General features: G+C 53.5%; 19 protein-coding genes. 7 read left to right on the top strand and 12 right to left on the bottom strand.

The genetic code is table 11. The features are described from left to right. Positions 1-105: 105 nt before the first annotated feature. Positions 106-426 (top strand): quaternary ammonium compound efflux SMR transporter SugE, encoded by a 321-nt coding sequence (sugE, locus tag HED22_RS15410; protein ID WP_062955423.1) that lies wholly within the window; start codon positions 106-108, stop codon positions 424-426. A 30-nt stretch (positions 427-456) separates the two neighbouring features. On the opposite strand, the gene HED22_RS15405 is transcribed toward sugE, so the two are convergent. Then, positions 457-1359 (bottom strand): LysR family transcriptional regulator, encoded by a 903-nt coding sequence (locus HED22_RS15405; RefSeq protein WP_167723810.1) that lies wholly within the window; start codon positions 1357-1359, stop codon positions 457-459. Between the two features lie 128 nt (positions 1360-1487). Between HED22_RS15405 and HED22_RS15400 the strand changes: the two genes are divergently transcribed. Together HED22_RS15400 and HED22_RS15395 are read left to right on the top strand one after the other, a co-directional pair. Beyond that, positions 1488-2228: an SDR family oxidoreductase gene (locus HED22_RS15400; protein WP_167723808.1), complete on the top strand. Its 741-nt coding sequence runs from the start codon at positions 1488-1490 to the stop codon at positions 2226-2228. Positions 2229-2296: 68 nt separating this feature from the next. Continuing rightward, positions 2297-2509 (top strand): 4-oxalocrotonate tautomerase family protein, encoded by a 213-nt coding sequence (locus tag HED22_RS15395; protein ID WP_064788368.1) that lies wholly within the window; start codon positions 2297-2299, stop codon positions 2507-2509. Between the two features lie 119 nt (positions 2510-2628). Here HED22_RS15395 and hydA read toward each other — a convergent pair whose 3' ends face one another. From hydA to HED22_RS15360, 7 genes are all read right to left on the bottom strand, one after another. Beyond that, positions 2629-4080: a dihydropyrimidinase gene (gene hydA / locus HED22_RS15390; protein ID WP_167723806.1), complete on the bottom strand. Its 1452-nt coding sequence runs from the start codon at positions 4078-4080 to the stop codon at positions 2629-2631. Positions 4081-4250: 170 nt separating this feature from the next. Then, on the bottom strand, positions 4251-5231 hold the full coding sequence (locus tag HED22_RS15385; protein WP_167723805.1) for an ABC transporter substrate-binding protein: 981 nt from the start codon (positions 5229-5231) through the stop codon (positions 4251-4253). Between the two features lie 61 nt (positions 5232-5292). Beyond that, positions 5293-6450, bottom strand: a complete 1158-nt coding sequence (locus HED22_RS15380; RefSeq protein WP_167723803.1) for an ABC transporter permease — start codon at positions 6448-6450, stop codon at positions 5293-5295. Further along, entirely contained in the window at positions 6447-7355 is a 909-nt protein-coding gene (locus HED22_RS15375) for an ABC transporter permease (protein ID WP_167723887.1), read from the bottom strand. Before HED22_RS15375 ends, HED22_RS15380 begins: the two co-directional genes overlap by 4 nt. 10 nt (positions 7356-7365) lie before the next feature. Continuing rightward, entirely contained in the window at positions 7366-8157 is a 792-nt protein-coding gene (locus HED22_RS15370; protein WP_167723885.1) for an ABC transporter ATP-binding protein, read from the bottom strand. A gap of 254 nt (positions 8158-8411) precedes the next feature. Further along, entirely contained in the window at positions 8412-9248 is an 837-nt protein-coding gene (locus HED22_RS15365; protein ID WP_254870089.1) for a nitrilase-related carbon-nitrogen hydrolase, read from the bottom strand. Positions 9249-9525: 277 nt separating this feature from the next. After that, entirely contained in the window at positions 9526-10857 is a 1332-nt protein-coding gene (locus tag HED22_RS15360) for an aspartate aminotransferase family protein (protein ID WP_167723799.1), read from the bottom strand. A 491-nt stretch (positions 10858-11348) separates the two neighbouring features. On the opposite strand from HED22_RS15360, the gene HED22_RS15355 reads away from it, so the two are divergent. The 3 genes from HED22_RS15355 (at position 11349) to HED22_RS15345 (ending at position 13939) form a co-directional block, all read left to right on the top strand. Then, a complete protein-coding gene (locus tag HED22_RS15355; RefSeq protein WP_167723797.1) occupies positions 11349-11987 on the top strand; it encodes a TetR/AcrR family transcriptional regulator in 639 nt (212 codons plus the stop codon). Between the two features lie 109 nt (positions 11988-12096). Next, the gene (locus HED22_RS15350; protein WP_167723795.1) at positions 12097-12984 is read left to right on the top strand and encodes an ABC transporter substrate-binding protein; all 888 of its coding nucleotides are present in this window, start codon (positions 12097-12099) and stop codon (positions 12982-12984) included. Between the two features lie 103 nt (positions 12985-13087). Next, positions 13088-13939, top strand: coding sequence for an ABC transporter substrate-binding protein (locus tag HED22_RS15345; RefSeq protein WP_254870088.1), 852 nt, complete (start codon positions 13088-13090; stop codon positions 13937-13939). Here HED22_RS15345 and HED22_RS15340 read toward each other — a convergent pair. The 4 genes from HED22_RS15340 to HED22_RS15325 form a co-directional block, all read right to left on the bottom strand. Next, positions 13936-17130, bottom strand: coding sequence for a hypothetical protein (locus tag HED22_RS15340; protein ID WP_167723792.1), 3195 nt, complete (start codon positions 17128-17130; stop codon positions 13936-13938). The two genes, HED22_RS15345 and HED22_RS15340, sit on opposite strands and share 4 nt — an antisense overlap. A gap of 219 nt (positions 17131-17349) precedes the next feature. Further along, positions 17350-18627: a Zn-dependent hydrolase gene (locus HED22_RS15335; RefSeq protein ID WP_167723790.1), complete on the bottom strand. Its 1278-nt coding sequence runs from the start codon at positions 18625-18627 to the stop codon at positions 17350-17352. 44 nt (positions 18628-18671) lie between these two features. Continuing rightward, positions 18672-19949: an NAD-dependent dihydropyrimidine dehydrogenase subunit PreA gene (gene preA / locus HED22_RS15330; RefSeq protein WP_167723788.1), complete on the bottom strand. Its 1278-nt coding sequence runs from the start codon at positions 19947-19949 to the stop codon at positions 18672-18674. A gap of 26 nt (positions 19950-19975) precedes the next feature. Then, positions 19976-21334 carry an NAD(P)-dependent oxidoreductase gene (locus HED22_RS15325; protein ID WP_167723786.1) on the bottom strand — a complete coding sequence of 453 codons (1359 nt, stop codon included), beginning with the start codon at positions 21332-21334 and terminating at the stop codon, positions 19976-19978. Positions 21335-21863: 529 nt separating this feature from the next. Here HED22_RS15325 and HED22_RS15320 point away from each other — a divergent pair. After that, a complete protein-coding gene (locus HED22_RS15320) occupies positions 21864-22280 on the top strand; it encodes an acyl-CoA thioesterase (protein ID WP_167723784.1) in 417 nt (138 codons plus the stop codon). Positions 22281-22472 lie beyond the last annotated feature (192 nt).

Below are 22472 nucleotides of genomic sequence, written 5' to 3'. Positions count from 1 at the left end.
GTGATTTAGAGTGATTACAGGTACTTCGACTTTCCACCGTGATACCGGACGACCGGTATTCCTGATCCGATCACTGGGGACGGCCCCGCAAGACAGGAGGCCCCCATGGCCTGGACAGCGTTGGTTATTGCCGGATTTCTTGAAATTTGCTGGGCGATTGGCCTGAAATATACCGAAGGCTTCACCAAGCCCATCCCAAGTGCGCTTACCATTGCCGCAATCGCCGCCAGTTTCTGGCTGCTGTCAATCGCAATGCGATCCATCCCGATTGGCACGGCATACGCTATCTGGACCGGCATTGGTGCCGCAGGTGCCGTGATCTTTGGTATCATCATGGTCGGCGAACCAGCCAATCCGGGGCGGTTGGTCGCCATCGCGCTTATTCTTTCGGGGATCGTGATGCTGAAATTGTTTAGTCCGAGCTAAGCGTCTGACATCTCAGGGTGCCGTCGTTTGTCAGCGCCCCTGCAAATCAGCGGATGCAAATATCTCGGCCACCCAATCAAGGAAAACGCGCAAACGCCGGGTAACCTGGCGGTTTTGCGGATAGACAGCGGCAAGTGGAATTGGCAACGGCGGATAGTCGCTCAGAAGCTCCACCATGTTGCCGCGCGCGAGTTCGTCAGCGAAATGGTATCTCGGGGCCTGCATGATCCCGAAGCCCAACCGGGCCAGTGCCGCCACCGTGTTCGAATTGTTCGCCGTCACCCGACTGGGCAAGTTAACATAGCTTACTTTGCCGTCGATCTGAAATTCCAGCGGCATGGCCTCCCCGGTTCTTGAGGATACAAAAGCAACCATTTGATGCCCGTCCAGATCATTGGGGGTCATGGGCGTGCCAAATTTTTCGATGTAATCGGCACTGGCAATGGTGACTTCGTCAAGATCACCCAAATGTCGCGCGATCATGCTGCTGTCATTAAGCTCGCCCGCCCGGATAACGCAATCAACGCCTTCGCGCACCAGATCAACAAACCGGTCCGTCTGGCCGAAATGAATGTTCAAGTCAGGATACCGTTCAAGGAATTCTGGCAGGTGCGGCAAGATAAACGTTCGCGTCAGATAACCGTGCGCATCAATGCGCAGCAGCCCCGCCGGTGACGGGTTGCGAAACAATCCCTCGGCGTCTTCGACATCACCCAGAATAGACAAGCAGCGTTGATAATATTCCCGACCATCAAGCGTCGGCGTGACATGGCGGGTTGTCCGTTCAAGCAAGCGCACATCAAGGTCACGTTCCAGAACCTTGATGGCCTCTGTTGCTGTAGAGCGCGCCATTCCAAGATCCGCCGCCGCATCCGAAAAACTGCCGCGTTCAACGATCCTGACAAACAGGGACATGCGATCAAGACGATCCACTTTGTTCGCTCCATACGAATAGTGATGTCAAAATTCAGGCGATTGTTCTGAATATACCTTCCGACTACCTTTGCCAACATCAATCACAGCCCAGAGCCGGCACCAAAAAACAGCAAAAGGAGTTTGTCATGTCTGACAAGACACAGAAAACAGCAATCATCACCGGCGCATCACGGGGCATTGGTGCCAACCTTGCCCGCAAACTGGCCGCTGACGGTTTTGCTGTTGTCGTGAATTACAACAGCAGCGCTGACGCCGCCGAAACGCTTGTTTCCGATATCAAGGCATCTGGCGGCAGCGCCGTCGCGATTGCCGCCGATATCGGTGCGCCTGACGGGATTGCGCATTTGTTTGATGCCGCAAAGGCCGCATTCGGCGGTGTTGATGTTCTGGTCAACAATGCAGGGATCATGTCGTGTGCATCGATTGCCGACACAGATGATGATGCCTTCGAAAAGCAGGTTGCGGTTAATCTTGGCGGCGTTTTTCGCGGTATGCGGTCAGCTGCCAATCAGTTGCGTGACGGTGGCCGCATCATCAGCTTTTCATCAAGCGTGGTCGGACTTTATCAACCGACATACGGGGTCTATGCCGCAACCAAGGCGGCCGTCGAAGCCCTGACCCACGTTCTGGCAAAGGAACTCGGACCAAGGGGAATTACGGTCAATGCCGTCGCCCCCGGCCCCGTTGCCACCGACTTTTTCCTCAAGGGTAAAAGCGATGAACTGATTGAAAACATCACTGCCATGAACCCGTTCAAACGTCTGGGCCAACCAGATGACATCACAAATGTCGTCAGTTTCCTTGCCTCGGAGCAAGGCGGCTGGATCAGCGGACAAACCATTCGCGCAAACGGCGGTGTTGTCTAAGCGGCCCCAAAACGCCCGTTCATCAACCACACAGCCCATCATGACATAGCCCTAAACGGAGATATCACATGCCATTCGTCAATATCAAAACCCCGCAAGGTGCGCTGAGCACCGCCCAGAAAGAAGAGATTATCCATAAAACCACCGACATGCTGGTTGAATACTTCTCGGAAGCTGCCCGTCCTCACACGATGGTTCTGATCGAAGAAGTCCTTGATGGCGGATATGGCCGCGCCGACGAGGTTTTCATTCTGCCAGATGAATACCGCGCCAAGGAATGATCCAACTGTTTACGGGCCGCGTCTTTCATTTTCCCCCACCCCGTGATCGATGATGACCCAAAACAGAAACGGGGCAGCCATTGGCTGCCCCGTTTTTTGATGCGTTGTTTCCGGTCGGCTTAGACGCCTGCCGGAATACCTTTGCGCTCGACCTTGCGCGGGGATGTGATTTCTTTCCATTTGGAAAGCGCCTTGTTAACCGCCGGATACGGTTCGCGGGCGATGAATTCACCGTCACCACATTTGGCGAGAACCACACCTTCTTCGGCGGCAATGCGACCGCGGCTGATGGTGTAGCGCGGCAGACCGGTCACTTCGATGCCCTCGAACACGTTGTAGTCAATCGAGGACTGCTGGTGATCTGCGGTGATGGTTTTGGATGCCTTCGGATCCCAGACCACGAGGTCGGCATCAGCCCCCACCAGAACAGCACCCTTGCGCGGATAGATATTGAGGATCTTGGCAATGTTGGTCGAGGTGGCCGCCACGAACTCGTTCGGGGTCAGACGACCGGTACCGACACCATAGGTCCACAGAAGCGGCATGCGGTCTTCAAGGCCGCCCGTGCCGTTCGGGATCTTGGTGAAGTCACCAACGCCCATGCGTTTCTGTTCGGTGGTGAATGCGCAGTGGTCGGTCGCGACAACCTGCAGGCTGCCCGATGCCAGGCCATTCCACAGACCATCCTGATGTTCCTTGCTGCGGAACGGCGGGGACATGACGCGACGTGCCGCGTGATCCCAATCAGCATTCTTGTATTCGCTGTCATCCAGAATAAGGTGCTGGATCAGCGGTTCGCCAAACACACGCTTGCCGTTCTGACGGGCACGGCGGATGGCTTCGTGGGCCGGTTCGCACGATACATGCACGATATAAAGCGGCACATTGGCCATATCGGCAATCATGATCGCACGGTTGCAGGCCTCGCCTTCGACATCCACGGGCCGTGAATAGGCGTGTGCCTCGGGGCCATTATTGCCTTCGGCCAGCAATTTCGCCTGAAGGGTTGCGACCACGTCGCCGTTTTCGGCATGAACCAGCGGCATTGCGCCCAGTTCCGAACAGCGCGAGAAGGATGCGAACATCTCGTCATCATCGACCATCAGCGCACCCTTGTAGGCCATGAAGTGCTTGAAGGTGTTGATGCCCTTTTCCTGCACGACGGTCTTCATTTCGTCAAAGACCTGCTCGCTCCACCAAGTGATCGCCATGTGGAAGGAATAGTCACATACCGCCTTGGAGGACTTGTTGTCCCAAGCCTGCAGCGCTTCGAGCAGCGACTGGTTCGGGGCCGGCAGGCAGAAATCGACCACCATGGTCGTGCCACCGGCAACCGCGGCCTTGGTGCCGCTTTCGAAATCGTCTTCGGAATAAGTGCCCATGAAGGGCATTTCCATATGGGTATGCGGATCAATCCCGCCGGGCATCACATAGCAGCCGTCGGCTTCAATCACCTTGTCCCCGGTCAGGTTGTCCCCGATGGCGGCAATCTTGCCGTCTTCGATCAGGATATCGGATTTGTACGTCAGGTCGGCGGTAACGATGGTTCCGCCACGAATAACCATGGACATGGGTGGCTCCTTGTCTGTCTGAGCGGCGAAAAGTTGCGGGCCATCCCGGCATTTCGCCCGGTTTCTCCAAACACCCCGAGGGTATTCAATCAATTGTCGTAGTTCAGGAGGCAATCCCGTCCGGCGAAGCCAAACCCCGCCGGACGGTCAAAGATCACAAGATGAAAAGATTACATCTTGCCGGTAACAGCGTGGGTCCAGGCACCTTCCGGCTCCTTGGTGATCACCGGATCGGAACCACCCGACAGCAAGCTGTCAACGGTACGCTGATAGGCTGCTTCGTCGAGAACCGCAGAATCACCAAGCAGTTTGGCGATTTCTTTCATCATGCGGACCTGATGTTTTTCGGTCTGCGCACCGGTCATGTCGTTATCAAGAACGATCATGGCTGCGTCTTCCGGGTTTTCTTTCGCCCAGTTCCAGCCCTTCATGCTGGCTTCAACAAAACGCGACATCTTGTCGACGAATGCCGGATCCGACAGGTTGTCTTCAAGAACATAAAGACCATCTTCAAGCGTTGCGACGCCCTGGTCTTCGTATTTGAAGACATTGAGTTCCTCTGGCGCGATACCGGCATCAATAACCTGCCAGTACTCGTTATAGGTCATGGTCGAGACGCAGTCGGCCTGCTTCTGGATCAGCGGATCAACGTTAAAGCCCTGCTTAAGCACGGTCACACCGTTATCGCCGCCATCGGTCGGAATGCCGAGTTTCGACATCCAGCTCAGGAACGGATATTCGTTACCGAAGAACCACACACCAAGGGTACGACCCGGGAAGTCTTCCGGGCTTTCGATGCCGGTTTCCTTCAGGCAGGTCAGCATCATGCCCGATTTTGCGAAAGGCTGTGCGATGTTGACCAGTGGCACGCCCTTTTCGCGCGATGCAAGTGCGGACGGCATCCAGTCAATGATCACATCAGCACCGCCACCTGCAATCACCTGCGGCGGGGCAACGTCCGGACCACCCGGATTGATGGTTACGTCAAGATCAGCTTCTTCGTAAAAGCCTTTGTCCAGTGCCACATAGTAGCCTGCAAACTGGGCCTGTGTGACCCATTTAAGCTGCAGGGTCACTTCGTCTGCTGCCATCGCGGAAAACGATGCCAACCCGAAACTCAACCCCATTGCAGTCGCGATAAATTTATTCATTCGTCGATGTCTCCTCAGGTTGTAGTCAAGTCCTCCCGGCGGGTCGTCTTGTTTTATGCCTTTAATGGCGACGTACCCTGAATGACGGATGCCATGACGTGGCTTTTCTCTCAATATACGCCACGGCTCCGTAGAAGGCGGTCCCCGCAAGGGCCGCCAATGCGATTTCCGCCCAGACCATGTCGATGTTCATCCGGCCCACCTCGGTCGAGATGCGGAAGCCCATACCCACAATCGGGGTGCCGAAAAACTCGGCGACGATTGCGCCAATCAGCGCAAGCGTGGAATTGATTTTAAGTGCGTTGAAAACAAACGGCATGGCAGCTGGCAAACGCAGGCGAAACAGCGTTGACCAATAGCTCGAGGCGTATGTTGCCATCAGATCCTTTTCGAGCTTTCCGGCCGCGTTCAACCCGGTGACGGTATTCACCAGCATCGGGAAGAAGGTCATGATCACGATGACCGCTGCCTTCGACTGCCAGTCAAAGCCGAACCACATCACCATGATCGGTGCGACCCCAATGATCGGAAGCGCCGAAACCATATTGCCCAGCGGCAAAAGCCCGCGTTTGAGGAACGGCACACGGTCCACCGCAATGGCGATGATAAAGGCCGAGCCACACCCCATGACATAGCCGCTCAGCACTGCTTTCACAAAGGTCTGGTGAAAGTCAGCTGCCAGAATATCGGTCGAATTGACGAAACGTTCGCCAATCATGCTGGGTGGCGGCAACAGGACCTGCGGCACGCCAAAGCCCGATACGACGACTTCCCAAACAAACAGAAGCCAAACCCCAAAGGCCACCGGCACAATCAGGTTTGCCGCATGCTGTTTGCTGCGATCAAGACTGTGGAAATTGGCAATCACATCAATCCCGCGCCAGACAAAGGCCCAAAGCGAGAGGATGAACAACCAGAACCCGAGCCCGGCATGACCCGCAACCCCATGATCATAGAGAACACTTGTCGCCTGCCAGCAGCCAAACACGGCAATGGCAAGGATAACAAACCCGCCGTTGATCGAACGCACACCAAGCCAGGTGAAGGCCGCACCGGCGATGACGCAAAGCGCCATGGCAATGGCAAGTCCCGGAATGTCACCGACAAAGGCAATCTGTTTTCCGGTTTCGCTATCCATGCCCGACAGCGGAAAGATCAGGGCCAGCAAGGCCGCAATCGCTGCAACGAGACAGAATTTGTCCAGTTTCATCCGGGTCATGCCTTTACTCCCATCCGTGCAAGGACACGACGTTCACACCACCCGACAATCACGACCAGAAGGGCCGCAACAAAGGCTGCGGTCAACAGGGCCGACCAGATCTGAATGGTTTGTCCGTAATAGGAACCGGCCAGCAAACGTGCACCGAGCCCTGCCTGTGCGCCGGTCGGCAACTCGCCGACGATGGCCCCGACAAGACTGATGGCAATCGCGACTTTCAGGCTGGCAAACAGGTATGGCATGGCCGATGGCAAGCGCAGCTGCCAGAAGGTTTGCCATTTCGAGGCATTATAGGTCCGCATGAGATCAAGCTGGATTACCTGCGGGGATCGCAGGCCCTTGACCATGCTGATCGTGACCGGGAAGAAGCACAAATAGGTCGAAATGATCGCCTTTGGCACCAGTCCCTTGATCCCGATGGCGCCGAGAACGACGATGATCATTGGCGCAATGGCAAGGATCGGGATGGTCTGCGATGAAATCACCCACGGCATCAGGCTTTTTTCAAGCGTCATGACATGAACAATGCCCACCGCCAGCAACACGCCAAGCAAGGTCCCGATCCCGAAGCCCAGAAGCGTCGAGGAAAGCGTCACCCAGCTGTGATAAACAAGTGAGCGTTTCGAGGTGATCTTGATGGCAAAGATGGTTTTGTACATCTCGACCGCGACCTGATGCGGGGCCGGCAGGATTGGCCGATCCTGTGCCAGGGTGTCTTCGATCAACTGGCTGGTGGTCCAAGTCTGATCGGCACGGTTATATCGGTCAATCTGGGTCGGCGCATTCATGAAAACAGCGCCAATATACCAGATCACCAAAAGCGCTATCAGAACAACGCATACCGGCCCGGTTTGGCCCGACATCATGCGCGTCCAGGTCGATGGTCCGGCGACAGGGCCGGTCATGGATGCAGCATTACTCGTCATTGCTGTGCCCCGCACGCAGTCCTTCACGTACCCGATGTGCAACTTCGAGGAATTCCGGCGTTTCGCGGATATCGAGGCTACGATCTTTCGGGAAGTCGGTTTCAATCACGTCAATGATCCGGCCTGGACGCGGCGACATCACGACAATCTTGCTTGAAAGATACACCGCCTCGGGGATGGAGTGGGTCACAAAGGCAACCGTCTTGTTGGTGCGTGCCCAAAGTTTCAAAAGCTGTTCATTGAGGTGATCGCGTACGATCTCGTCCAAAGCGCCAAACGGCTCGTCCATCAACAGCAGGTCAGCATCGAACGACAGCGCGCGCGCAATCGAAGCACGTTGCTGCATGCCACCCGACAGCTGCCACGGGAATTTCTTTTCGAAGCCATTAAGCTCGACCAGCTTCAGGGCCTCCTGGGCGCGCTTGACGCGCTCTTCCTTGGAGATTTCCATGATTTCGAGCGGCAAGGTCACGTTGCGTTCGATGGAACGCCATGGCAACAGGGCGGGTGCCTGAAACACATAACCATAGGCACGCTTTTCACGCGCTTCGTGCGGCGTAACACCATTGATCGAAATCTCGCCGCCGGTGGCCTGTTCCAGATCGGCAATCACGCGCAACAGCGTGGTTTTACCGCAGCCGGACGGGCCGATAAAGGAGACAAAGTCGCCTTCTTCGATGGTCAAATCGACATCGGAAAGGGCATAAACGGGACCATCTGCCGTCTGAAAAGTCAGCGACAATTTATTGATATCAACAACGGCTTTTTTTGATGTGGGCATCTCAGCAACATTATTGACGACTGTTTTTAGCGTCATGGGGTTTCCCCTGATCGTATGTCTCTCTTCCGGACCAGAAGGTTTCTGGCCCGACTTATTGGAAGCCTCCCTCAGGGACGTTGCCCTGAACCTTGTCGACATTTGATCAAACGCAAAAAGCCTTTGCCCGGTCATTGCCGGGAACGGGGAAATGATACCCCACCTGTCGATCAAGGCAAAACGGCGCGCAACATTTGCCGCGCGCCGGCATCATGAAGTCAGTTTCCGTCGGTCAGACGGGTATAGGTCGACGGGCGACGATCACGGAAGAACTGCCAGTTATCGCGAATTTCGCGCACCATCGACATATCCATGTCATGGACCAGCAATTCGTCCTGATCGCGGGACGCCTGTGCTTCGATCTCGCCGCGCGGATTGACGAAGTAACTCTGACCGTAAAACTCGCCGATATTCCAGGGCTCTTCGACGCCAACGCGGTTGATCGCACCGATGAAGCAGCCATTGGCCACAGCCGATGCCGGCTGTTCGAGTTTCCAGATATACTCAGACACCCCGGCAACCGTCGCCGACGGGTTGACGATGTATTCCGCACCGTTCAGCGCCAGCGCACGCCAGCCTTCCGGGAAGTGGCGGTCATAGCAGATATATACGCCAAGTTTGCAATACTGGGTATCAAAGACCGGCCAATCCGAAACGCCCGGCTTGAAGAAGAATTTCTCCCAGAAACCGGCGACATGCGGGATGTGGGTTTTGCGGTATTTGCCAAGATAGGTACCATCGGCATCGATCACGGCAGCGGTGTTGTAATAGACACCGGTAATGTCTTCCTCATAGATCGGAACAACAATCACCATTTTGTATTTTGCTGCCAATTCACACATCAGCTGCGTGGTGGGGCCATCGGGGATTTTTTCCGCGGCTGCATACCACTTCTTGTCCTGGCTTGGACAGAAATAGGGCTGGGTGAAAACTTCCTGAAAGCACAGGACCTGCACACCTTTTTTGGCGGCCTCTTCAATATAAGGCAGATGTGCATCAATCATGGCCTTGCGGATTTCTTCGGGGGTCTGATCGGTTGACCCTTTCAGACTCATTTGAATCAGTCCGCCTCTCAGCATCGACATCCGAGATACCTCCTTGATCTGATATTTTTATGTCCTTGCCGGCTTTTGCCGATCTTTGGACTTTATGTCCTTTCGCGCCCCGCAGACCCTGTTTTGTTTTATGGGTCTATTCCCAGATGGGACGCGATCGGAAAAATCGCGAAACAGATGTTTCTCCCGAAGCGTTGCAGAACCGTTTGGTTTTTATAAGTCCTGCAAGCCGATGCCCCCTGTCCGTTTGACCGGACAAGGGGCAAATTTCTTGATCTTAATCGATCTCTTTGAGCACTTCGCGCAGCGTACCGAACAACTGATCAATGTGTGATTTTTCAAGGATCAGCGGCGGGGACAGCGCAATAATGTCGCCTGTGGTGCGGATCAGGATGCCTTTTTCAAACGCCTTGAGGAAGGCATTGAAGGCACGCTTGGTCGGGAAGCCTTCAATCGGCTCCAGCTCGATCGCACCGATCAGGCCAAGGTTACGAACATCCTTGACCAACGGCAGGTCGATCAGGCTGTGCACCGCATCTTCCCAATACTGACCAAGGTCCTGGCCCTTGTTGTACAGACCTTCTTCTTCATAGGTCTCAAGCGTCGCCATGGCCGCTGCACAGGCAACCGGGTTGCCTGAATAGGTGTAGCCATGGAACAGCTCGATCATGTTTTCCGCACCGGTCATGAAGGCATCATGGATCTCGTCGGTGGCGAACACCGCCCCCATCGGAATGGTGCCGTTGGTAAGACCCTTGGCGGTCGTGACCAAATCCGGCTGAACACCGAAATAGTCGACCGCAAACGGCGCACCCAAGCGACCGAAACCGGTGATAACTTCATCAAAGATCAGAAGAATGCCGTGCTTGGTGCAAATCTCGCGCAGGCGTTCAAGATAGCCCTTCGGCGGGATCAGAACCCCGGTGGAGCCTGCAACCGGCTCGACAATCACAGCAGCGATGGTTGACGGATCATGCAGCGCGCAGATGCGTTCCAGATCTTCGGCAAGATACGCACCATGTTCGGGCATGCCACGGGTAACACCGTTTTCTTCCGGCAGATAGGTGTGACGCATATGGTCCACACCGCCCAGCATCTGACCGAATGTCTTGCGGTTGCCAGAAATACCACCGACGGAAATACCGCCAAAGTTCACGCCATGATAGCCACGTTCACGACCGATCAGGCGGGTACGCTGACCGTCGCCGCGTGCGCGGTGATAGGCCAGTGCGATTTTAAGCGCGGTCTCAACCGATTCAGAACCGGAGTTGGTATAGAACACATGGTTGAGGTTGCCCGGCATCAGCTGTGCGAGGCGGCTGGCCAGCTCAAACGCCTTTGGGTGGCCCATCTGGAACGCCGGTGCGTAATCCAGCTCATCCATCTGTGCCTTGACCGCTTCGACGATTTTCGGACGCTTGTGACCGGCGTTGCAGCACCAGAGGCCTGCGGTACCGTCAAGGATGTCGCGGTTGTCGTCGGTTTTGTAATACATGCCGTCGGCAGAGACCAGCATACGCGGGGTCTGCTTGAACTGACGGTTGGCCGTAAAGGGCATCCAGAACGCCGAAAGATCGTTCGGACGGCTGATTTTCGTGGTGGCTGTCATCAAAAGGTCTCCCGTACCTTTTCAGTGCTTCTCTCGACCGGTTCGGTGGCGGGCACCGTCCACCGGCATCTGATTTTGTTCTTCCCGTTTCGCGAAAGGTATCTGGCCCTCTGACCAAAATGTCGAACAATCGCGTGTCCGGGAACGCCCGTCATACGGGCACGTCAAAGTCGTTAGCATGAGACATGCCCATGCACTAGGCCTTTAACACCACCGCAGAACTGTTTCGAATATTCGACTGTCAAACACCATTTCGGCGACCCTGATTTTTGTTTACGGCGTCTATTTTGTGTTTATCTTTCATCGGTACTGTTCGATATTTCGGACAAAACCGACTCTTGACCATGGCTAGTCACGACGCGCATAAAAAAGTTTCTTCTTGATATTTGCAGTAGAGGTTATTTTAACCTGACCAAACGGTCAAGATAAATGACGCGAATTAAACGGCACGATTTGGATCCATCGAAATCGGCGCGAAACGGGACACTAAAATGAGCACAAAACCCGCAGTAAACGGCGCACACAAAGCCGCGATCCGGCAGGAAAACGAAGAACAGATTCTCGCGGCTGCCGAACGGGTGTTTGCCGATTTCGGGTTCAAGGGGGCCACGACCGCGCGTATTGCGGAAACCGCCCATGTGCCCAAGGCCAATGTGCACTATTATTTCAGCACCAAAGAGGCGCTTTATCGTCGCATCATGGAGGATGTCTGTGATCATTGGCTGGAAGCAGCAATGACGTTCGATAACAGTGCTGATCCGGCCGTCATTCTGCGCGGCTATATCGAAGCAAAGATGGATCTGTCGCGCGTGCGCCCTTATGGCTCGCGTCTTTGGGCACATGAAATCATTCGTGGTGCCAAATTTTCCTCGGAATACATTTCGACCACAGTCAAAAACTGGCTCGATAGCCGTGTTGAGGCAATCCGTGGCTGGATCGCCGAAGGCAAGATGGATGATGTCGAGCCCTATACCCTGATGTACATGATCTTTGCCACCACCCAGCACTATGCCGACTTTGGCCGTCAGATTGAGATATTCAACAATGACAAGCCACTGACCGACGCACAGTTCACTGAAGCCAAGGAAAATGTCGTGCGCATCATCCTCAAGGGTGTCGGTCTGGCCTGATCAGCGGCATTGCCGTTGCCCCCTGCCCGCGATTTCACAGCTGTTCGGGCAAGCTTATTCGTCGATGAAAGTTGAATAGCTTGCACCGCGTGCATATCTGCATAATCTGATGAACGAGGAAACGAACAGAGCGGAAAAAATGCTGCTAACGCCCCGACACATAAAATTTATTAGAACATTCGCACTCTGCGCGATAATTGCATTGGCAGCTGGAAATACTACTCTGGCGAAAGCCCAGCAATTCGGCACCCGATCATCCAGTCCGGGTGCCCAGGGATCTACATGTGACACAATCACCGTAGGCGGCCCGGCAAGCTGGCAGCCTGTCTCATATGTGACATCTGACGGGCATCAAACCGGTCTTGGTATCGATATCATCAAGGAATACGCAAAACGCGAAGGCATCGATGTTGAAGTCGACATCGAACTGCCCTGGGCACGCGCCGTTGATTTTCTGCTTCAGGGCAAAATTGACGTCACCGCCGGTGCCTATTTCACGAATGAACGCCAACGGATCTTTCAATACAGTGATCCCTTCTACTCAGACGACATTATGGTCTTTCAGCATACTGACCGGCGTTTTGGCTATAGCAGGATCGAAGACCTCAAGGGATATCGAGGGGCACGACCGCATGGCGGCAGTCTTGGCAACAAGATAGACACCTACTCAAAACAAGAACTTGATATCGTGTACTCGCCGATCAACGACCATATCTTCGACTTACTGCTTGCAGGGCATGTCGACTATGTTTTGCTGGCGCGCTATGACGGCGTGGCAACCGTTCGCAAGCTCGGCGTACAGGATAAAATCATCCCGGTCGAACCACCGGTCGCGAAAAACCCGGTGCGCCTTATGTTCTCGCGCAACAGCCCCTGCCTGGAACATGTTGAACAGATCAACAAGCTGATTGCAGAGCTTAGTAGTAATGGGACGCTGCAAGAACGGATCGACTATCATCTAAGACAAACCGTGTTTGATTTCGAAACCGGAAGCTGAAACCGAGCCCTACCCAAAAGGCGACCCACTTCTGTATAGTTGAATAGCATGACGATGAAACAAACCTTAGAGGTTACTCATAATCACGGTATTCCGAACGGTCATGATGTGGATCAGTCAAACATTTCGTCCCGTCTGTCTGTGTGTGCCTGCCTTGTTTCTCTCAGGCGTTGTTGCCCTGATGGTTTCCCCGGCAACGGCCCAACAAACCGCTGCAACGCAGACTGAAATCGCACCCGCCACTGCCAATTGCCAGGTGCTGTCTGTTGGCGGCGCAAATGGCTGGGAACCGATAACCTATATCCATCAAAACGGTGAGCAAACCGGTCTTGCCATAGATATTCTGCAAGAATATGCCGAGCGCAATAATCTGCGGCTTGATCTCAATATCGACATTCCATGGACACGCTCCATTCAGATGCTGAGCAATGGCGAACTTGATGTGATCGCCGGCGCCTATTTCACGGCCGAACGTGATCAGACGCATTTCTATAGCGCGCCATTTAGCACTGACGACATCATGGTATTTCAACGCAGCGACAACCAGTTTCCGGTCATTGATCTGCATGATCTGATCGGCTATCGCGGCGCACGCCCGCAAGGGGGCAGCTATGGCGATTATATTGATCGATATGCGCAAGAACATCTGGACATGATTTTCTCGCCGACGGGAAATCGCATCTTTGATGTGCTGATGAAAGGCCGGGTGGATTACGTCATGCTTGGCCGGTTTGACGGGCTATCCAACCTTTATCGCGACAATCTTGTAAACTTGGTTACAGCCGTCGAGCCACCGATTGACAGCAATGAAGTGCATTTCATGTTTTCACGCAAAAGCCCCTGCATGGGCCATGTCAAACATCTTAATCTCCTGATCGAGAAACTGACTGACGACGGCACGCTGGAAAGCTGGACGCACAACCATCTGGTCGACCTGTCCGAAGGCGAAAGCTAGCTTTGTGGCTTTTTCAGTTTTCCGAGTTTCGATCGATCCGCAGGAGCGATTGATATCCCATCAACAGAAACGTTCACAGGCGCACCTGTAAACATGAACTCAAGCTGGGACGAGCTAGCTCCCCCTAGCCCCGCTTGCAACCTTTGGACAAGCTCAGATGTCAAACTAAGTGTACACTTTTGATGGGCAGAATACTTACCTGCCCCCCCCACACTAGAACACTCCTTTATATTGGCGGAGCCCCTTACAGTTTTGTCTGCACTCAGCGAGACCTCTACAGGCCCCTCAGGATTAAACCCTGGAAATGCTTTCTCAAAAGAAAGCGGAAGCAACAAGTCGACATCTTCTACACCTGATACAATGACGCTACTTATCTCGCCATCTTCCATGGCCCGAATTTTTGCCTCGTCCTCTGTTTTGTAGAAGACCAATGAGCCTTTCGCGATGTGATGACTAGGCGGCACGCCGACCCGTTCCTTAACGACAAAAGCAACCTCGATCAAGCCACCACTTTTACACTCGTCACACTGCTGAAGCACCCCCCTGACAAGCCCTTCTGACGCATTCACTTGAAGGCCAGTTATTTTTGTCCAACTACCCAACCCGTCGTCCGTTAGTCTGCGAACAGCCAATTCAGGAGCAAGGTTGCTTTGCCTGATCAAGCGCGGCGAAACCTCAAGATCAAGCTTTCCTTTAACCCAACCAAAATTTTGAAGAGCCACGACACGGGTTGATTGACCTGCTCCATATCCAGATATCAGCACATTTCCTGCCGAAACATTTCCAGCGCTCGTCCAAACTCTTACTTCAACCTTACGGCCTCCTTCTCCTTCGACAATGCCGTTTTGATCTCGAACACCATCAAAGAATGCAACAATTCCCTCCATATCAGGTAAGACAGTCACCTTGTCAGCCGCCTGACTGCCAATCGTCACAACTGCATTTCTCCACAGGTTGGTACCCGGGATCAGAACATACCCGTCCTCACCAACCCGAAGATCTGCAATCACACCTTCAATTTTAGGCTCCGGTCTTAACTTTATGGAAACAGGCAACAACGCATCTGTGATCGCGTCAACAGCCCCCGGAAGCGCAATTTCAATTTCCTTGGTTACAAGCGGAGCAAAGGCATTGCCTTTAAGCTCCTTAATAGCATTTTTATCCGCTAATATACTGCGATCCATCAGCGTCGAGACATCATCGCAATCGTCAATGCCATCCTTTTGCGCTTTGCGCCAGCAAGTAACAGCCACCAACTTTAGTTTGGTCCACCAACCGGGAACCCCCACCACCGCTGCAAGCGAATTTTGGCGATTGACGTGCCTGAAACTGTACTTAATACCGCGTTCGCCAATTGGCCGAGCTGTCCCTGGGTCGATTTTCATTTGCGGCCCGATAATCCAACCGAACTCGTGGTAAGTTTTACGCACCCCAAGAAAATTTTTCCTTTCCCTCTCCAGTTCTTTCTGCGCTTCTATTAGAGCACTCTGAACATCTGAAAACTCTTTACTTGCCTTATTAAAACTTTCTCTAGCTTTCTGATGTTTCGTATCTTGTTCTGTCGCAGTATCGCTATCCCCAATCGTACCTGACTTAGACTGACCAGCCGAACCACCTGACTCGTCATCTGAGCGAATATCCAGTAATTCTACAGACTTATTCTGAATTTCTTCAGCTGCATCACCCAATTCATCAACTAGCTTTTGAACTGCAGACTCCTTAGCAGCTAAATCAACATTCTCTCTCTTCGCAGTTTGAACCTGATCAGAGAAACCAACCACAAGCGGTTGACGCCGCAAGGCCTGCAGCAAAAGCTGGCTATCGTTGATCTGTGTTAGACCCGCATCCACACCAACTGATCCGAGAAGGGCATTCAACGCAAGTGCCGTTTGGCCAGATTCCCGACGCCCTGCAACGTCTGAAATGCGCTGTACTGTCTCTTTTGGAGTCACGGCATAAACAAGTATTGCTCCTCCCATATCACTACTGTATTCTTGTTCTATTCCCTTAAGCTTCTTGCTGAGTTCTTTACGACCGTCCTCTGAGCCTTTGAATGAATATGAACATCTCAGCCTTTCATCACATAGCTCATTGATATTTTTATCGTCAATTTTCCCCAGATAAGTCCCAAACAACCGCTTATAGTAATTAACCTGAAGCCTTGCCATCTCAAACGCAATTGGTCTTGATCGATAATTATTCCCAGGCCTGCATTTGTCAAAAATACTTTCAAAATTTGATTTTAGTGAACTATATTTGCTTCTAGAAACAACATAATCATTAGGCATGTACCGGTCTAAATCTCCCACTTCCGTTTCGTAAAAACCAGAAAAATCAGCCTTATCCTCTAAAATACTTACAAAGGCTTCATTTTTTTCAGGAGAGCATTTTGTCGGAATGCCTTCAATTTGCGCCTTTAACAATCGAAACTCGTCAGGACTCAAACGTTCTTCTATTGCATCGTCAACTTTATTTTGCAACCTTGATGCAAATTGATTATTTATTCTTCTAACCCATTCATCATACTTTTCCTTACTTAAGACTTGCCCATCAGTCAAAATACGCATACGAATGAGCGCCCATGAACCTGTGTCAGGTTCCGGCAAGACAGTTGGGCTAAATTGAAGACGATATAACGCACGCCCATTCAAGTCATGTGCGTCATCCAGACCTGTTTCGATAATTTCAGATCGCACCTCTTCCCGGTAAGATAGCCTGTCGCGAAAGTCATCTATAGGCGACGATCCTTCGAAGGTTTTTGCAGCGGTCGGATCTGGTGCCCGCGATGAGGCTGCGTCGTTCTTCAAGGCACCGCTAGCGTCAAGAAGACTAAGATCAGCCTCGACATTTTGACCGGCACCATTGCCTGCGTCCGTTGTTCCTGGTCGACTGACCCGGTCCCGTATAACCTTGTTACTTGCCTGAAGCTGCGCCAAGGTCGCAGAGAAGGTTCTAAAATCAATCCCGCCGTTTATGCCAAAAGCTTGCTGGTCTGTAGCCGCCAAACGATTATTCAGCCAAGCGACTTGATCATTGCGATCATTGAGTAGCCTTTCGCGCGAAACCACCTGACCACCTGATAATGTGATCGCTCCGGACGTCGTACCCGGTATATTCAATTTTGAAACGGTACCGGGGCAACCCCCAAGCAACAGAACCAAACAAAATGCAACTATGCGCTTGCTCGTCATTATCCCGCCCCCAAGGAGTGACCGATACTAACCTTACATAAAATTAATACATTCTACCCACAAAAAAACAACCTGAAGTTTAAATTTGTCCTGCAGAAAGCATCCGAAACACAAGCACCGGCAAGTGTCGGACATAAAAAAGGCGGGGCAGGATTAACCTGCCCCGCTCTGGTTGGCTTCATAGTCAGCCACGAGAAGTCTTCTTCTTGATCAGCGAATTCAACCTGATTTCTGCATCACCGTTTCATCAGCCTTGGCCAGAACCGCATTGAGCAGAACCTGTCCACCGGCATCAGACCATGGCTTGTGGACTTCCTCGATCTCGTTATGGGAAATACCGTCAACACACGGGATGAAGATCATCGCAGTCGGGCAAACCTGGGCAAGATAGCAGGCATCATGACCGGCACCCGAGACGATTTCACGTGCCGAGAAACCGCCAAGCTCTGCGCCCTTGCGTACTGCATCAACGCAGGATTTATCGAACGGCACCGGAGCGTAATAGAAGATCTGCTCGAACTCGGTTTCAAGACCGATATCCTTGGCAATCTTTTCAACGCCTTCACGGAGCGCCTTGTCCATATCGGCCAGAACCGCATCGTCAGGATGGCGGAAATCAACCGTGAAGAACACCTCACCCGGGATGACGTTGCGCGAGTTCGGGTGGATCTGCATCATGCCGACGGTCGCACACGCAAGCGGGGAACGATCCAGACCGATCTTGTTGACCAGTTCGACCACACGCGATGCACCAAGCAACGCATCCTTACGGGTTTTCATCGGGGTCGGGCCCGCATGGGCTTCAACACCGGTGAACTTGATTTCATACCAACGTTGGCCCTGGGCATCGGTGACAATCCCGACATCCTTGCCTTCGTCTTCAAGGATCGGGCCCTGTTCGATATGGGCTTCGAAATACGCCCCCATCGGATGGGCATCAATGGTCGGTTCGTCCGGTCCCATATAGCCAATCCGTTCGAGTTCCTGCCCCATGGTTTTGCCATCAACATCGGCGCGCGAATGGCCGTATTCGAGATCAAACACCTTGGCAAAGACGCCTGATGACACCATTGCCGGGGCAAAGCGCGAGCCTTCCTCGTTCGTCCAGCAAACGACTTCCAGCGGGGCCTCGGTTTCGTATTTGGCTTCATTCAGCGTACGGATGACCTCAAGTCCGGTCAGAACGCCGTACACGCCATCATATTTGCCGCCGGTCGGCTGGCTATCAAGATGGCTTCCCATCACGACCGGGGGCAGATCCGGGTTGCGGCCTTCGCGACGGGCAAAGATATTACCCATCTTGTCGATCCGGATCGAGCAGCCCTCTGCCTCGCACCATTTAATGAACAGATCGCGGCTTTCACGGTCAAGATCGGTCAGCGCCAGACGGCAAACGCCATCCTTTGCGGTTTTGCCGATCTTGGCCATTTCCATCAGGCTATCCCAAAGGCGGTCACCATCAATTGACAGGTTACGTACACTGGGTTGAGCAGTCATTAGTCGGTCCTTTTGGTTTTGGTGGCGCGGGTGGCGCGGATGGATTACTCGGCGGCCATACGCATGGGATTAAGCGGATGTTCCGGCCAGGTCATCGGCGGCTTGTCGGTCTTGACCGGTTCCATGGTGATGCAATCGGGGACCGGGCAGATGTGATAGCAAAGGTTACACCCAACGCATTCCTCATCAACCACCTCAAACAGGCGACCGCCTTCTGGCTTGTCGGTCATGGTGATTGCCTGGTGCGAGGTATCTTCACACGCAATATGGCAACGACCGCATTCGATGCAGTTATCCGGGTTGATCACCGCCTTGGTATCGAAGTTCATGTTCAGCTCGTTCCAGTCGGAAACCTGCGGAACGGCTGCACGGGTGAACTGTTCGACGCTGGTGTAACCCTTGTCGTCCATCCACTGGCTCATACCGTCAATCAGGTCATCGACTACACGGAAACCATAGATCATCGCCGCAGTACAAACCTGAACGGCGTTCGACCCCAGCGACATGAATTCGACCGCGTCTTTCCAGGTGGTGATGCCACCAATACCGGAAATCTCAAGGTCGCGGGTTTCAGGCGTGCGGGCGATTTCGGCCACCATGTTCAGTGCAATCGGCTTGACTGCCGATCCGCAATAGCCGCCATGAGTGCCCTTGCCATCCACAACAGGTTCCGGAACCATGTTGTCGATATCGACCGAAATGATCGAGTTAACAGTGTTAATCAGCGATACGGCATCCGCCCCGCCCTTAAGCGCGGCCTCGGCCGACCACAGGATATTGGTGATGTTCGGGGTCAGTTTGGTAAAGACCGGAATATCCACCGCGTCCTTCACCCAACGGGTAACCTGTTCGACCATTTCCGGCACCTGACCAATGGCGGACCCCATACCGCGTTCGCACATGCCATGCGGGCACCCAAGGTTAAGTTCCAGACCATGCACACCGCTTTCGGCGATCTGCTGGGCAAGGTCCTTCCAGGCGCGCTCCTCGATCGGGGCCATCATCGACCCGATGATCACATGGTCGGGGTATTCGACACGGCACTCGCGGATTTCCTGAAGGTTGGTTTCAAGCGGTCGGTCCGAGATCAGCTCGATATTGTTGATCCCCAACAGACGACGGTTCTGGTCATGGTGCGCGCCATAGCGTGACGAGACGTTCACCACGGGCGGATCAATGCCCAATGTTTTCCAGACAACCCCGCCCCATCCGGCCTCAAAGGCGCGAACGACGTTGTATTTCTTGTCTGTTGGCGGTGCGGATGCCAGCCAGAACGGATTAAGTGAATCAATACCGGCGATTTTGCAGCTTAGATCAGCCATTTTTCTCTCTCCCTTTGGCTAGCGGTTCACGCGGTTTTCAGGAATGCATCAATGGCGATGGCGGCCTGTTTGCCGTCTTCGACCGACTGAACAGTCAGGTCTTCGCCACTCTTGATGCAGTCCCCACCGGCGAACACGCCCGGGGCGGTTGTCTGATAAGTCTCATCGACCACGATCTTGCCGCCGGTGATCTCCATCCCGGCAAGGTCATCGGTTTTGATTTTCTGTCCGATGGCCTTCAAAATCTGATCTGCCTGCACGTCAAAGGTTTCGCCTGTGCCGACAAGCTTGCCGCTGGCATCAAGTTCGGTCTTTTCGAACTCCATCCCCATCAGCTTGCCATTGGCCTTGATCGCGACCGGCTTGGCCCAATAGCGCACAACGACACCATTGGTTTTGGCCAAGTCCTGTTCAAACTCGGTCGCAGACATGTTTTCAGGACCGCGACGATACACCAGGGTGACTTCCTCGGCACCAAGGCGCTTGGCCTGAACCGCGGCATCGATTGCGGTGTTGCCACCGCCAATGACGATGACCTTGTCGCCAACCGGCATGTCGGATTTCGGTTCCGTCTGGCGGAGTTTTTCGATGAAGCTGATGGCATCATCCACGCCCGGGAAATCCTCACCCTTCAGGCCAAGATCATTGGTCGCCCCAAGGCCGACACCGACAAAGACGGCATCGTATTTGGCCTTCAGATCCGCAAGGTTGATGTCCTTGCCAAGCGCCTTGTTATATTCGATTTCGATCCCGCCAATGCCCATCAGGAACTCGACTTCGCGCTGGGCGAAATCTTCGGTCATTTTATAGGCCGCCAGACCATATTCATTGAGCCCGCCCGGTTTCGGCTTGGCTTCGAATACGACAACGTCATGACCCAGCATCGCTGCACGGTGCGCACATGAAAGGCCAGCCGGACCGGCCCCGACAACGGCAATGGTCTTGCCGGTTTTGGGGGCACGTTTGAACGGATGGGGCAGATCGCGCGCCATCAGATGGTCAACGGCGAAACGCTGCAGGCTGCCGATTTCAACGGCAGTATCTTCGGCGACGTTACGAACGCAGGCTTCTTCGCATAGCACTTCGGTCGGGCAGGCACGCGCACAGGTGCCGCCCATGATGTTGGCTGACAAAATTGTCTTTGCCGCACCATCCGGGTTGCCGGTGCTGATTTTGCGAATGAAGCCTGGAATATCAATCGATGTCGGGCATGCGGTCACGCATGGCGCGTCATAGCAATACAGGCAGCGGTTGCTTTCCGCCATGGCCTGCAGCGTGGAATAGGCCGGATGCAGATCGGAAAAACCGTCATCTGCATCATTGTGACCAGCACCGCCATGAACGGCACCGGATTTTGAAACTTGCTTGGCCTGCAAGGTGGTCATGTGTTTGTCTCCCTGCCAAAAAGGCGTCCTCTCCTGACGTCATCGAGAGACAAAACAAGAATGAAAATACAATCGACCGCGGGCCAGTCGTGATCGCAGCATTCGCGCGATCAGGATACAATTATGGCGTTGCGTGGACGGGCGGGCCCGACCAACTCAGGGTCTTTTGTACTGACATTCTTGGCGTATCCGTTCAGCCGCAGCTGAACTGTTTCCCAGTATTTGATCTGTCGTGTGCTTATGGTTTCGGGGTTATCCCCGGTTGATGACACGTACAGATGCCTCTCTCTGACAGAAACAGCATGTCCAATCCTGATCATTTGGTCAAGATTAAAAATTCGAATTCTTGCACAGCCCCGAAAACGCCTGCATCCGCCGAGGAAAACCGCCATTGGACATACCCTGATCCGCATCGCTTTTCAGAACATCGGACTTCCCGCATGTCCCTGATTTGGCAGTATTTTATGCTGGCTTTAATTGGACGAACTAAAGTAACCTCATCCTTTAGATACACATCGGAACGCCTTCCATGACCGCAAAAAACGATACAGCCGACACTCCTCCCCTGCGTCAACCGTCGGTTCGTGCAGTCGCCATGCCATCCGATACCAACCCGACAGGGGATATTTTTGGCGGCTGGCTGATGTCGCAGATGGACCTTGCGGCCGGGACGGCGGCGGCACGCCGCGCGAAGGGCAGAACGGCAACCGTCTTTGTCGACAGCATGTCGTTCCTGCGCCCGGTTCATGTTGGCGATGAGGTATCGTTTTTTACCGACATCATTCATGTCGGGCGCACGTCACTTCGCATCAAGGTGCAGGCCTGGCGCCAGACCCGGTTTGAAGAAACATCAGATAAGGTGACCGAGGGTATCTTTACATTTGTCGCCCTGGACGAGGGTGGCCGTCCCCGCCCGCTTGATCCAGACGCCAAAAGCGACGCCTGACCAAGCAGGTCGGACCCACTTTTTTTAAGCGTTCTTGCAAAACATTCCCGCGCGCACCGAAAAGTTCGGCGCGCTTTATTTTGTTTGAACAGCGAATTTCACGCCAAAACAGAACATCTTACTTTCAAGTATCAACTTTCTGGCGAAATTATTTCAGTTTTATGTATCATTCCCCCATGTCGTTTCACTTGG

It is taken from the genome of Thalassospira sp. HF15 (assembly GCF_011806525.1).
Classification (GTDB): Bacteria; Pseudomonadota; Alphaproteobacteria; order Rhodospirillales; family Thalassospiraceae; genus Thalassospira.
This window is presented reverse-complemented; position numbering and strand designations above follow the sequence as displayed.